Annotated in this window: 13 protein-coding genes; 12 read left to right on the forward strand and 1 reads right to left on the reverse strand. The window is 64.2% G+C overall.

Annotated features, from left to right (window positions below):
* Positions 1-138: 138 nt before the first annotated feature.
* The 12 genes from B0E50_RS03740 to B0E50_RS03795 all read left to right on the forward strand — a co-directional run bounded on the left by B0E50_RS03740 (position 139) and on the right by B0E50_RS03795 (position 11,911).
* Positions 139-702, forward strand: coding sequence for a glycine zipper 2TM domain-containing protein (locus B0E50_RS03740; RefSeq protein ID WP_077439823.1), 564 nt, complete (start codon positions 139-141; stop codon positions 700-702).
* A 324-nt stretch (positions 703-1,026) separates the two neighbouring features.
* The gene (locus B0E50_RS03745) at positions 1,027-2,034 is read left to right on the forward strand and encodes an N-acetylornithine carbamoyltransferase (RefSeq protein ID WP_077439825.1); all 1,008 of its coding nucleotides are present in this window, start codon (positions 1,027-1,029) and stop codon (positions 2,032-2,034) included.
* A gap of 19 nt (positions 2,035-2,053) precedes the next feature.
* On the forward strand, positions 2,054-2,680 hold the full coding sequence (locus B0E50_RS03750; RefSeq protein WP_077439826.1) for an FMN-binding negative transcriptional regulator: 627 nt from the start codon (positions 2,054-2,056) through the stop codon (positions 2,678-2,680).
* Positions 2,677-3,156: an OsmC family protein gene (locus B0E50_RS03755; protein WP_077439828.1), complete on the forward strand. Its 480-nt coding sequence runs from the start codon at positions 2,677-2,679 to the stop codon at positions 3,154-3,156. Before B0E50_RS03750 ends, B0E50_RS03755 begins: the two co-directional genes overlap by 4 nt.
* Positions 3,157-3,184: 28 nt before the next feature.
* Positions 3,185-4,378 (forward strand): argininosuccinate synthase, encoded by a 1,194-nt coding sequence (locus tag B0E50_RS03760; RefSeq protein ID WP_077439829.1) that lies wholly within the window; start codon positions 3,185-3,187, stop codon positions 4,376-4,378.
* On the forward strand, positions 4,375-5,475 hold the full coding sequence (locus tag B0E50_RS03765; RefSeq protein WP_077439831.1) for an acetylornithine deacetylase: 1,101 nt from the start codon (positions 4,375-4,377) through the stop codon (positions 5,473-5,475). Before B0E50_RS03760 ends, B0E50_RS03765 begins: the two co-directional genes overlap by 4 nt.
* A gap of 37 nt (positions 5,476-5,512) precedes the next feature.
* Positions 5,513-6,778, forward strand: a complete 1,266-nt coding sequence (locus B0E50_RS03770; protein ID WP_254427175.1) for an acetylglutamate kinase — start codon at positions 5,513-5,515, stop codon at positions 6,776-6,778.
* Between the two features lie 3 nt (positions 6,779-6,781).
* Entirely contained in the window at positions 6,782-7,735 is a 954-nt protein-coding gene (gene argC, locus B0E50_RS03775) for an N-acetyl-gamma-glutamyl-phosphate reductase (RefSeq protein WP_077439834.1), read from the forward strand.
* 90 nt (positions 7,736-7,825) lie between these two features.
* Positions 7,826-9,121: an argininosuccinate lyase gene (argH, locus tag B0E50_RS03780; RefSeq protein ID WP_077439908.1), complete on the forward strand. Its 1,296-nt coding sequence runs from the start codon at positions 7,826-7,828 to the stop codon at positions 9,119-9,121.
* 14 nt (positions 9,122-9,135) lie between these two features.
* Complete coding sequence (locus B0E50_RS03785; protein WP_077439909.1) at positions 9,136-9,498, forward strand: cupin domain-containing protein; 363 nt, start codon at positions 9,136-9,138, stop codon at positions 9,496-9,498.
* The gene (gene proB, locus B0E50_RS03790) at positions 9,495-10,649 is read left to right on the forward strand and encodes a glutamate 5-kinase (protein WP_077439836.1); all 1,155 of its coding nucleotides are present in this window, start codon (positions 9,495-9,497) and stop codon (positions 10,647-10,649) included. Before B0E50_RS03785 ends, proB begins: the two co-directional genes overlap by 4 nt.
* Positions 10,646-11,911 (forward strand): glutamate-5-semialdehyde dehydrogenase, encoded by a 1,266-nt coding sequence (locus B0E50_RS03795; RefSeq protein ID WP_077439838.1) that lies wholly within the window; start codon positions 10,646-10,648, stop codon positions 11,909-11,911. The genes proB and B0E50_RS03795 overlap by 4 nt, the downstream gene beginning before the upstream one ends.
* A 147-nt stretch (positions 11,912-12,058) precedes the next feature.
* Here the strand turns inward: B0E50_RS03795 and B0E50_RS03800 are convergent, their stop codons facing one another.
* Positions 12,059-13,156 carry a S41 family peptidase gene (locus B0E50_RS03800; RefSeq protein ID WP_077439840.1) on the reverse strand — a complete coding sequence of 366 codons (1,098 nt, stop codon included), beginning with the start codon at positions 13,154-13,156 and terminating at the stop codon, positions 12,059-12,061.
* Positions 13,157-13,206 lie beyond the last annotated feature (50 nt).

A 13,206-nucleotide genomic window follows, 5' to 3' on the forward strand; every position in this document is an offset into this window, starting at 1 on the left:
CGATCGGCCCGACATATTAACAAGGTGTAAGCGCAATGGTTGCGAAAGGTTAATTCTAAGCCTGTATTCAGCGTGATTTTGCTGAAATGTATTCAGTACATGCACACGCATGTTTGGTGTTTCTGATCGGAGGTCGCAATGACCAAGTTATGGCTCTCAGCACTGGTTCTGGCCATGTTGGCTTCCAGTGCATATGCGCAGGATGCCCGTTACCCACCACCGCCCGGACCGCCACCTCCTGGGGCGCCCCCGGGCAGCGACGACAATGCCCACTATGGATGGGCCGACGTATTGCGTGCGGATCCGGTGCAGGGAGTCGTGCGCACGAATGTCCCGCAGCAGCAGTGTTATGACCAGCAGGTCGTGCAACACAATCCCGGCAACAGCGCCGCCGGTACGGTGCTTGGTGCCGTGATTGGTGGTGTGCTGGGACACACGATCGGCAAAGGTGATGGCCGCACGGCGGCGACCGTCGGTGGTGCCGTGGTCGGCGGCGCGGTGGGTAACAGCGTGTCGAACCAGGGCAGCAATTACCAGACCACCCAGACCACGTGCCAGCAGGTCAATGCCGTCAGCGAACAGCGTCGGATCATCGGCTATGACGTGGAATACCGTTATCGCGGCGAGGTGTATACGTCGCGATTGAGCTACGACCCAGGCGAGCGCCTGCGCGTGCGCGTGCAGGTCGATCCGGCCGACTGATCCGCCCTCACATCGCCGCCTTCGGGCGGCGATGTCGTTCGGGGGCTGATTTTCTTGTTGCATGGCAGCGAAATTGTCGCCATCATGCACGGCAACCATCTGGAACCCTGCATGTCCGCAGCCGTCTATACCGCCACCGTACTCACCAGCGCCCGCGCGGCTGCTGGCATGACGTCGCGTGCGCGCCGACCGTTGTATCGACATTCGGCCGGGTAGGCTGTCGCGCGCGTTTCATGTGTATCGACTATAAAACCCGGCCCTGTGCCGGGTTTTTTTGTTTTGGGATTTTGACTTCACGCGGCGGGAGCCGCAGGGAAAAGATCGATGACCATTCGCCACTTCCTCACCACCCAGGATTACAGCCGCGCCGAGATCGACGCGCTGCTGGAACAGGCCGCCGCATTCAAACGCTCGCCGCGCGGCCAGCAGCTGGCCGGCAAATCCGTCGCGCTGATGTTCTTCAATCCGTCGATGCGCACGCGCACCAGCTTCGAGTTGGGTGCGTTCCACCTGGGTGGCCATGCGATCGTGCTGGCACCAGGCAAGGATGCGTGGCCGATCGAGTTCGAGGTGGGCAGCGTGATGGATGGTGATACCGAGGAGCACATCGCCGAAGTGGCGCGCGTGCTGTCGCGTTACGTCGACCTGATCGCGGTACGCGCGTTCCCCAAGTTCCAGGACTGGGCGGTGGATCGCGAGGACAAGGTGATCAAGGCGTTCGCGCAGTACGCCACGGTGCCGGTGATCAACATGGAGACGATTACCCATCCCTGTCAGGAGCTGGCCCATGCGCTGGCGATGAAGGAACACCTGGGCAGCCTGCAGAACAAGAAGTACGTGCTGACCTGGACCTACCACCCGAAACCACTGAACACTGCGGTGGCGAACTCCGCGCTGTTGATCGCGACGAAGATGGGCATGGACGTGACCCTGCTGTGCCCAACGCCTGACTATGTGCTGGACGAGCGCTACATGGCGTTCGGCGAGCAGAACGCGAAGGAGAACGGTGGCTCGCTCAAGGTCAGCCACAACATCGAAGAGGCCTACGCCGGTGCCGATGTGGTCTACGCCAAGAGCTGGGGCGCGCTGCCGTTCTTCGGTCGCTGGGAGCAGGAGAAGCCGATCCGCGAGGCGCACAAGCACTTCATCGTCGACGAGGCGAAGATGGCGTTGACCAACCACGGCCTGTTCAGCCATTGCCTGCCGCTGCGCCGGAACATCAAGGCCACCGACGCCGTGATGGATTCGCCCGCCTGCATCGCCATCGATGAAGCCGAGAACCGCCTGCACGTGCAGAAGGCGGTGATGGCGTCGTTGATGGTCGGTCGCTGAGATTCTTTGGGGAAGCTTCATGTACACACCCAGTTACTTCAGCGAAGCGCGGATCGAAGCCCTGCACGGGTTGATCCATGACTTTCCGTTCGCCACCGTGGTGACCCACGGCGATGCCGGATTGGTGGCCAATCATCTGCCGTTCGAGCTGGTTGGCGACAACCTGCTTCACGGGCATGTCGCACGCGGCAACGAACTGCGGCAGGCCGATGGTGCCGAGGTACTGCTGATCTTTCGTGGACCGGACGGCTATATCAGTCCGAACTGGTATCCGAGCAAGCACGAGACCGGTCGCGAGGTGCCGACCTGGAACTATGCGGTGGTGCATGTGCATGGCCGGCTGCGCGTGGTCGAGGATGCGGTCTGGCTGCGCAAGCTGCTGGAGACGTTGACCGATCGGCATGAGGCGGGATTACCGGCGCCGTGGAAGGTGTCGGATGCACCGGCCGATCATATCGAGAAGTCGTTGCACGGCATCGTCGGTCTGGAGATCGCGATCGAACGCATCGAGGGCAAGTTCAAGCTGAGCCAGAACCATCCTGAAGCCAATCGCCTCGGTGTGATCCACGGTTTGCGGCAGCGCGATGGCGATGGCGACGCGGAGCTGGCCGACCTCATGGCCCAACAACAGGAATCTCAATTGTGAGCAGCGGACATCAGCACCACTATCGCGTGGACGTGGCGTGGACCGGCAACCTCGGCAGTGGCACGGACGGCTATCGCAATTACAGCCGTGACCACGATATTCGTATCGCGGGGAAGCCGACCCTGGCTGGTTCGTCCGATCCCACGTTCCGCGGCGACGCCGCCAGGCACAATCCGGAAGACATGCTGGTAACCGCGCTGTCCACCTGCCACATGCTGTCGTACCTGCACATGGCCACGGTGGCGGGTGTGGTAGTGACCGCTTACAGCGATGCCGCCGAAGGCACGATGGCAACCGAAGGCGATGGCGGTCGCTTCGTCGAAGTTGTGTTGCATCCCACGGTGACCATCAGCGCCGCAAGCGATCCGGTCAAGGCCGAGGCCGCACATGAGGCTGCCCACCACGCCTGCTTCATCGCCAATTCCGTGAATTTCCCGGTGCGCTGCGTGCCGCGCATCGTTGTTGAATCCGTCTGATTATTTTCATTTCCAGGATCTGCAAGCCATGAGCAAAGACATCGTTCTCGCGTTTTCCGGTGGCCTCGACACCAGCTTCTGCGTGCCTTACCTGCAGGAGCGCGGCTGGGCCGTGCATACCGTGTTTGCCGACACCGGCGGTGTCGATGCGGAGGAGCGCGCGTTCATCGAGCAGCGCGCGGCTGAGCTGGGCGTCGCCTCGCACGTCACCGTCGATGGTGGCCCAGCGATCTGGGAAGGCTTCGTTAAACCCTTCGTGCAGGCCGGCGAAGGCTATCAGGGCCAGTATCCGCTGCTGGTCTCTGACCGCTACCTGATCGTCGAGGCCGCGCTGAAGCGCGCCGCCGAGCTGGGCACCAAGGCGATCGCGCATGGCTGTACCGGCATGGGCAACGACCAGGTGCGCTTCGACCTCACGGTGAAGGCGCTGGGCGACTACGAGATCGTGGCGCCGATCCGCGAGATCCAGAAGGAGCACACCCAGACGCGCGCCTACGAGCAGGCTTATCTGGAACAGCGTGGCTTCGGCGTGCGCGCCAAGCAGCAGGCCTACACGATCAACGAGAACCTGCTTGGCCTGACCATGTCCGGCGGCGAGATCGACCGCTGGCAGGCGCCGGGCGAGGGCGCGGCAGGCTGGTGCAAGCCACGCGCCGAATGGCCGTCCAAACCGCTGCGCGTGAAGATCGGCTTCGTCAAGGGCGAGGCGGTGACGCTGGATGGCGAGAAGATCGCCGGTCACACGATGCTTGCCAAGTTGAATGGGCTGTTCGCTCAGTACGGTGTCGGCCGCGGCATCTACACCGGTGACACCACGATTGGCCTGAAGGGTCGCATCATCTTCGAGGCACCGGGCTTGACCGCGCTGCTCGCCGCACATCGCGCGCTGGAAGAAGCCGTGCTGTCCAAGCAGCAGAACCGCTTCAAGCCCGAGGTGGCGCGCAAGTGGGTGGAGCTGGTCTACGAGGGCTTCTTCCACGACCCGTTGAAGACCGACCTGGAAGCCTTCCTGGCCTCCAGCCAGTCCACCGTCAACGGCGAAGTCACGCTGGAAACCAACGGTGGCGTCGTCAACGCCGTCGCGATCGAGTCCAAGCACATCCTCAATGCCAAGGGCGCCACCTACGCGCAGTCGGCCGACTGGGGCGTGGAGGAGGCCGAGGGCTTCATCAAGCTGTTCGGCATGAGCAGCACGCTGTGGGCCGAGGTCAACCGCGGATGAGCACGCTGCTCGATGCCACGCTGGAGCATCTGAAGGCGCTGGTCGGTTTCGACACGCGCAACCCGCCGCGTGCGATCGGTACCGACGGCATCTTCGATTATCTGCGTGCGCAATTGCCCGGCTTCGACGTCAAGGTGACCGACTACGGCGCCGGCGCGGTGACCCTGCATGCGGTGCGCGGCCAGCCGAAGTACCTGTTCAACGTGCATATGGACACGGTGCCCGATTCGCCGCACTGGAGTGCGAGCCCGCACGAACTGCAGGTCACCGCGGATCGCGCGATCGGCCTTGGTGCCTGCGACATCAAGGGTGCCGCGGCGGCGCTGCTGGCGGTGGCGAATGCCACCGACGGCCCGCTGGCGCTGCTGTTGTCCACCGACGAGGAAGCAAATGATCCGCGCTGCATCGCCGGCTTCCTCAGCGAGTCGCACGATTACCAGGCGGTGATCGTGGCGGAGCCGACCAAGACCGAAGCGGTGCTGGCACATCGTGGCATCCAGTCGGTGCTGATGCGTTTCGCCGGTCACGCCGGCCACGCTTCGGGCGAGCAGAAGCCTAGCGACAGCGCCTTGCATCAGACAGTGCGCTGGGGTGATGCGGCGCTGGATTTCGTCGCCGCGCAATCCCATGAGCGCTTCGGTGGACTTACCGGGCTGCGCTTCAATATCGGCCGCATCGAAGGTGGCATCAAGGCGAACATGATCGCGCCGACGGCGGAAGTGCGCTTCGGCTTCCGCCCGTTGCCGACGATGGATCCGGATCAGTTATTGCGGCGGTTCTCCACATTGGTGGAGCCCGCGCCGGTCGAATTTACCGAGACGTTCCGCGGCGCATCCCTGCCGGCCGGCGATACCGCGCGGGCCGAGGAGCGCCGACTGGCCGCCCGCGACATCGCCGACGAACTGGAGCTGCCGATCGGTAATGCGGTGGATTTCTGGACCGAAGCCGCGCTGTTCTCGGCCGCTGGCTATACCGCCTTCGTCTATGGCCCCGGCGACATCGCCCAGGCGCACAGCGCCGACGAGTGGGTCGCGCTCGACCAGTTGCAGCAGTACGCAGAATCTATTTATCGGATCATCAACAGTGGAAACGCATAAGCACACCCGCAAGACCATCGTGCGCCTGCTCTCGAGCATGGGCAGCGCGAAGGAAATCCAGCAGTACCTCAGGCGCTTCTCCGAAGTCGACGCCAAGCGCTTCGCGGTGGTGAAGGTGGGCGGGGCCGTCCTGCGCGATGAGCTGGCCGATCTCGCCTCGTCGCTGACCTTCCTGCAGCAGGTCGGGCTCACCCCGATCGTGCTGCACGGCGCGGGGCCGCAGCTGGACGAGGAACTCTCAGTGGCCGGCATCGAGAAACATACCGTGGGCGGCCTGCGCATCACCTCGCCGAAGGCGCTCGGTATCGTGCGACGCGTGTTCCAGCAGCAGAACCTGAAGCTGGTCGAGGCGTTGCAGTCGATGGATACGCGCGCCACCTCGGTGGCAACGGGCGTGTTCATGGCCAGCTATCTGGACCGCGACATCTACGGCATGGTCGGCAAGGTCGACAGCATCAACCTGGCGCCGATCGAAGCCAGCTTGCGCGCCGGCTCGATCCCGGTGATCGCCAGCCTCGGCGAGACCGACGAAGGGCAGATCCTCAACATCAATGCCGACTTCGCCGCCAACGAACTGGTACGCGTGCTGCAGCCGTACAAGATCGTGTTCCTCACCGGCACCGGCGGACTGCTCGACGAGCAGGGCAAGCTGATCGACTCGATCAACCTGTCCACCGAGTACGAGCACCTGATGGCGCAGCCGTGGATCAACGGCGGCATGCGCCTGAAGCTGGAGCAGATCGCCGACCTGCTGGCCGACCTGCCACTGACCTCGTCGGTGTCGATCACCCGGCCTGCGGAACTGGCCAAGGAATTGTTTACCCACAAGGGCTCGGGCACCCTGGTACGGCGCGGCGAGAAGGTGCTGACGTTCGACTCGTGGAAAGGTATCGATCTTGCGCGAATGCGTACCCTGATAGAATCGAGTTTCGGACGCACCCTGGTGCCGGACTATTTCGAACGCACCCGGCCACTGCGCATCTACGTGAGCGAGAACTATCGCACCGCGATGATCCTCACCGAAGAAGATGGCTTGCCGTATCTGGACAAGTTCGCCGTGCTCGACGACGCGCAGGGCGAAGGCCTCGGACGCGCCGTGTGGCAGGTGATGCGCGAGGAGAATCCGCAGCTGTTCTGGCGTTCGCGCCACGGCAACCCGGTCAATCCTTTCTATTACGCCGAGTCCGATGGTTGCCTCAAGCAGCCGCACTGGAAGGTGTTCTGGTACGGCATCCACGACTTCGACACCATCGCCCGCTGCGTGACGCATTGCGCACAGCGACAACCGACCTTGACGGACTGAAGCATGAGCACGAACAGGAAACGCATCGGCATCGTCGGCGCGCGTGGGCATACCGGTGCGGAGCTGATCCGCTTGATCGCGGCACATCCGGTGCTGGAGCTGGCCTTCGTCTCCTCGCGCGAGCTGGACGGCCAGCGCGTCGACGCGCACGTGTCCGACTATCGCGGCGAGCTGCGCTACAGCGCGCCGGCGCACGAGGATCTGCCGAAGCTGGGCGCCGATGTGGTGATTCTTGCACTCCCCAACGGCAAAGCCGAAGTCTGCGTGGCGGCATTCGATGCAGCGGGTGCTGATCCACTGATCGTGGACCTTTCCGCCGATTACCGCTTCGACGCTCGCTGGTATTACGGCTTGCCCGAGTTGACGCGCGACAAGTGGCGTGGCGAGCGACGCATCAGCAATCCCGGCTGCTATGCCACCGCGATGCAACTGTCGATCGCGCCGCTGAAAGATCTGCTCGCCGCGCCGCCGGTGTGCTTCGGCGTGTCCGGTTATTCCGGCGCCGGCACCACGCCGTCGGACAAGAACGATCCGGACAAGCTGCGCGACAACCTGATGCCGTACGCGCTTACCGGCCACATGCATGAGAAGGAAGCCTCGTTCCGGCTCGGCGTGCCGGTGGAATTCATGCCGCATGTCGCACCGCATTTCCGCGGACTCACGGTGACCACCAATCTGTATCTCACCCGGCCGCTGAAACGCGAGGACGTGCTGGCGCGTTTCCATGCGGCCTATGACCACGAGAAACTGGTGGCCGTGACGGACGAGGCGCCATGGGTCAGCCGCATCGCCCATCGCCATCATGCCGAGATCGGCGGTTTTTCCCTGTCGGCGGATGGCAAGCGCGTGGTGATCGTGGCGACGCTGGACAACCTGCTGAAGGGCGCGGCCACCCAGGCAATGCAGAACATCAACCGCGCGATCGGCGTCGACGAATACACGGCGATTCCGTTGTAGGAGCGCACCCTGTGCGCGATATGCAACTGGCCGCCATGCAGATCTTTCGCGCACGAGGTGCGCTCCTACAGGTTCTTTCAGGACTTCACCATGACCCAGCCCCTATGGCAAAAATCCGGCGTGCAGATCGACGCCAAGATCATGAAGTTCCTCGCCGGCGACGACGTGCTGCTGGATCGCGAATTCTTCCTGCATGACATCACCGCCAGCAAGGCGCATGTCGATGGGCTGGCGAATATCGGTGTGGTCAGTGCCGACGAAGCGGTGGCTTTGAAGCGCGAGCTGGATGTGCTGGCGGCGGATTTCAGCGCCGGCAGCTTCGTGCTGGACGAGCGCTACGAGGACGGCCACTCGGCGATCGAGGCACGGCTCACCGAACGACTCGGTGATGCAGGGCGTCGTGTACATACTGGACGCAGCCGCAACGACCAGATCCTGGTGGCCACCCGGCTGTGGCTGAAGGATCAACTGGCCGCCCTGCAGGCGCATTGCCGCGCGATCGCGCAGGTCTGTCTCGAGCGTGCGGCGCAGCCCGCAGTGCCGTTGCCGGGTTATACACATCTGCAGCGCGCGGTGGTGTCGTCCACCGCGATGTGGTTTGCCGGTTTCGCCGAAGGCTTCATCGACAATGCATTGCGTGCGCAGCAGACGTCCTCGTGGATCGATGCGAACCCTCTTGGTACCGCCGCTGGTTACGGGGTGAATCTCAAGCTGGACCGTGAGCACACCACGCAAGCACTGGGCTTCGCGCGCATGCAGGTCTCGCCGATCTACGCGCAGCTATCACGCGGCAAATTCGAGATGGCCGTGCTGGAGGCGATTGGCAGCGCATTGCTCGATCTGCGTCGGTTGGCGTGGGATCTGTCGCTGTTCACCACCGCCGAGTTCAACTTCGTGAAGCTGCCTTCGGAGTACACCACCGGCAGCTCGATCATGCCGAACAAACGCAATCCAGACGTGGTCGAGTTGCTGCGCGCCAGCTACGCCAGCGTCGCCGCTGCGCGTACCGAGATCGAGCAGTTGCTGTCGCTGCCGTCCGGTTACCAACGCGACCTGCAGTTCTCCAAGGGTTCGCTCTTCCATGGTTGCCGCCATGGCTTGGGCGCGCTGGAACTGGTGCCGGATCTGCTGGCGCGGCTGCAATGGAATGAAGCGGCGATGCGTGCTGCCATCGAGCCGGCGATGTATGCCACCGATGTGGCGATCGAACAGGCTGCCGCCGGTGTACCGTTCCGCGATGCCTACCGTGCCGCGGCGGAAACCGCAGCTTCGGCCGGGCAGGGCCGCACACCTGAAAGCAGTCTCGCTGCGCGCGTGTCGCCTGGCGCGGGCCATGATCTGAGACTGGACGAACTGCATCAACGCTTGAGCACACTCGACGAGTGAACGGAGTATCCGGCATGGGGGCGATCAGCACGGGGAGCGCCGAACACTATCACTGGGGTGAAGCCTGCGACGGCTGGCACCTGCTCGCCGGTGATGATTTGAGCGTGATCGAGGAACGCATGCCGTCCGGAAGCACCGAGCAGCGGCATCGGCACGCGAAGGCGCGGCAATTCTTCTATGTGCTGGAAGGCGAAGCCGTGCTGGAGCTGGAAGGCTCGCGGCATCGGCTGCGGCGTGGCGAAGGCCTGCACGTGCCACCCGGCATGGCGCACCAGATGCGCAACGACAGCGCAGCAGACGTCCGCTTCCTGGTGGTTTCCGCACCGAAGAGCCACGGCGATCGCATGCCAGCACCGTTGGCGGAGGACGCCGCATGAGCGCGCATGCCAGCCTGCCCGCGCAGGCGTTGCCCGCTTGGCGTCGTGCCGTGCTGAAGGTGGGCAGCAACCTGCTCGCTGCCGACGGCGGCGGCCTGACGCCGCGTTACGCAGAAGCGCTGGCCGGCTTCATCACCGCCAGCCACGCGGCTGGCCGCCAAGTCGTGCTGGTGTCATCCGGCGCGGTGGCGGCGGGGCGTGCGCTGTTGCGCCAGCATGCGGCGGACGGCGGTGGCCTGGCGGCGCGCCAGGCGCTGGCCGCGCTGGGCCAGGCACCGATGATCGCGCTGTGGCAGTCGCTGTCGCCGCGACCGGTCGCACAGGTGCTGCTGACCCACGACGACCTGCGCAACCGCCGCCGCTATCTCAACGCACGCGCCACCCTGCGCGAACTGCTGCAGTTCGGCGTGCTGCCGGTGATCAACGAGAACGACACCGTGTCGGTGGACGAACTCAAGCTCGGCGACAACGACAACCTCGCCGCCATCGTCGCCGCGCTGGTCGATGCCGATTTGCTGCTGATCGCCTCTGATGTCGACGCGCTGTACAGCGCCGACCCGCGGCGTGATCCGGCGGCCGCGCCAATCGAACATGTCGCTGCCCTGACGCCCGAGGTAGTCGCGATGGCCGGCGACAGCGGCAGTGCAGTCGGCACCGGCGGCATGCGCACCAAGCTGCAGGCAGCTGCGAAGGCGGCGGCGGCCGGCATTCCCACGGCCCTGTTCAGCGGTCGCGAGGCAGCGACGGTGCAGGCGCTGCAGCACGGCTGCTTGCACGGTACTTCAATCGCGGCGGCGTCCACGCGTATGCAGGCGCGCAAGTACTGGTTGCGTCATGCGCCCACCGCGCCGGGACATATCCGCGTCGACGCCGGCGCCGCGCAGGCGCTGGCTGGTGGCCGCGTCTCGCTGCTGCCGGGCGGTGTGCTCGGCGTCGACGGCGAGTTCCATCGCGGCGACCTGGTCGAGATCGTCGATGCCGTTGGCGCGGCCATCGCGCGCGGACTCAGCCAGTACGGCGCTGCTGAAGTGCGTCGGTTGGCCGGAAGGCACAGCCGCGAGATCGACGTCGTGCTCGGCTACAGCCATGGCGCCGAGGTGGTGCATCGCGACGACCTGGTCACCGTGATCGACGCGGAGGCCAGCGCATGAGCACGATGCGCGAACAGGCGCTGGCATGCCGCGATGCCGCCCAGGTCATCGCCGCGCTGGACAGCGAGTCGAAGCGCGCCCTGCTGCGTGACATGGCCACGGCACTGGAAGCGCAATCGCCCACGGTGCTTGCGGCGAATGCCGAGGACATGCGCGGGGCTGCGGAGAAAGGTGTGCAGGGCGCCATGCTCGACCGGCTTCGGCTGGACCAGGCGCGCGTGGCCGGCATCGCCAACGCGCTGCGTGAGGTCGCCGAGCTGCCCGATCCGGTTGGCGTGGTGACCCGCTGCGAGGCGCGGCCGAACGGCTTGTCGATCGAGCGCGCGCGCATCCCGCTCGGCGTGATCGCGATGATCTACGAGGCACGCCCCAACGTCACCGCCGACGCCGCGGCACTGTGCCTGATGGCCGGCAACGGCGTGATATTGCGTGGCGGTTCCGAGGCAATCCATTCCAATACCGCGATCGCCGCGGCGCTGAAGTCGGCGCTGGCCGCGCATGGCCTGCCGGCTGCCGCGCTGGTCCTGATCGAAGACCTGCGCCGCGAGACGATGGTCGAGCTGCTGCAGCTCACCGACATCATCGACCTCGCCATCCCGCGCGGAGGCGAAGGCCTGATCCGCTTCGTCGCCGAACACGCACGCGTGCCGGTGATCAAGCACTACAAGGGCGTTTGCCATCTGTACGTGGACCGTGCCGCCGATTCCGCACGGGCGCTGGACCTGCTGATCGACGGCAAGACCACACGCCCCGGTGTGTGCAATGCGTTGGAGACGCTGCTGGTGCATCGGGACATCGCCAATGAATTTGTGCCTTGCGCGGCGCAGGCATTGCACGAACGTGGCGTCGAACTGCGCGGGGACGAGCGCAGCCGCGCGCTGGTCCCCGACATGCGCGAAGCCACGGATGACGATTACGCCGCCGAATTCCTCGACTTGATCCTCGCCGTGCGCGTGGTCGACGACCTTGATCAAGCCGTCGCGCACATCCGCCGCCATGGTTCCGACCACACCGAAGTGATCGCCACTCGCGACGAAGCCGCTGCGCAACGCTTCGTGCAGGCGATCCGCTCCGCCGTGGTGATGGTCAATGCCTCCTCGCGCTTCAGCGATGGTGGCGAACTTGGCCTGGGCGCCGAGATTGGCATCTCGACAACGCGGCTACATGCCTATGGACCGATGGGGGCCGAGGCGTTGACGGTCGAGCGCTTTGTGGTGCGCGGGGAAGGGCAGGTGCGACATCCGCAGCAGAGCCGGACATAGTGCTGGATGTCAGCTCTCGGCCAGCTACGGACGGTCGATGTACTCAATTCAACGGCGCAAAGCAGACGTTCGCACAAGCATCGGCGTCGAGGTTTGCGCCTGTGTTCCTCCACCTCGACCGGTAGGCTGAGGCGAAGGAATTAGAGCTTACCGCGGTGGCAAGTAGTTCGGCGGATCGCTCTCGCCCTTTTCCGCATTCGCCAGGTCGTGCTTGAGTTCCTCGCGTTGATCGGCGTCGGTCGCGTTCGAAAGCAGCGTGTCCAGAATTGCGACATAGGCAGTCTGTTGTGCCTTGGCCGCGGCGACCGCAATATCCGGTTTCACGCCCACATGTTCCCAGTTGGTATGGGTCACGGGATTGATCGCTCGCCCGTTCGGGATGAAGGCCGCGAAGCCGTGGCCCAGTGCGACCGGATCGCCGGGATTGGCGCCGCCGCCGGTGGTTTCACCGACGAGGGTTGCACGCTTCTGCGTCTGGAAGTCATACGCGCATTCTTCACCACCGGAAAACGTACGCGCCGAGGTCAGCACATACACCGGCTTGGTGTAGTGCACGCCGACGCTCGGGTTGGTCCAGTACTGCCGCGTGGTATTGTCCGGGCGCGTATAGATATCGTTGAGATGGCGCTCGTCGCCCTCAACGAAGAAGTGACTCAGCAAGTAGGCAACGCTGTTCGGTTCGCCGCCGCCATTGCGGCGCAGGTCGATGATCAGCGCATCGGTTCCCGCGAGGATGGTCATCGCTGAGGAGTACGCAGCACCCACCATTGCGGTCGGACCGAACTGACGTATCTCCAAGTAGCCGACATTGCCCGGCAGTCGTTCCACCCGCTGGATCCCGAAACTGAAGCTGGCCACTTCCTGACGCTGCTGCGCAAGTTCGGCCTTGCCCGGAACCGCAGCGTGCGCCGCAGGCGGATGGAAATCCGGATCGTATCCCACGACGAAATGGCCATCCTTGCCGATGTCGCGCAGATCCTGCGTCAGTGCTTTGGCGAAGCTGTCCGCGGTATTCGCTGAAGCGTAGTCGCCTTTAGCCTGTTTGCTTTCAAGTGCAGTTGTCAGTTGTTTTGCCACATCTGGGAAAACGTAGTTGGCCTGCAATTGTCTGGCGAGGCTTTCGATGACTGCCTTGCGCTCCGCGTTGCCGATAGCCGGATTGGGTTGCTTGTCCTGTGCGTGGAGCGCGCCTGCGAAGCTGAGTCCGAGCAGCAGGGATGCAGTGAGAAAGCAGATCTTGTTCATGGGTACTCCTTGGGTTGAGTACTAAGTGATTAGTAGTTGTGGACAAAAAA

Origin of the sequence: Rhodanobacter sp. C01, from assembly GCF_002001045.1 — a bacterium.
GTDB lineage: Bacteria > Pseudomonadota > Gammaproteobacteria > Xanthomonadales > Rhodanobacteraceae > Rhodanobacter.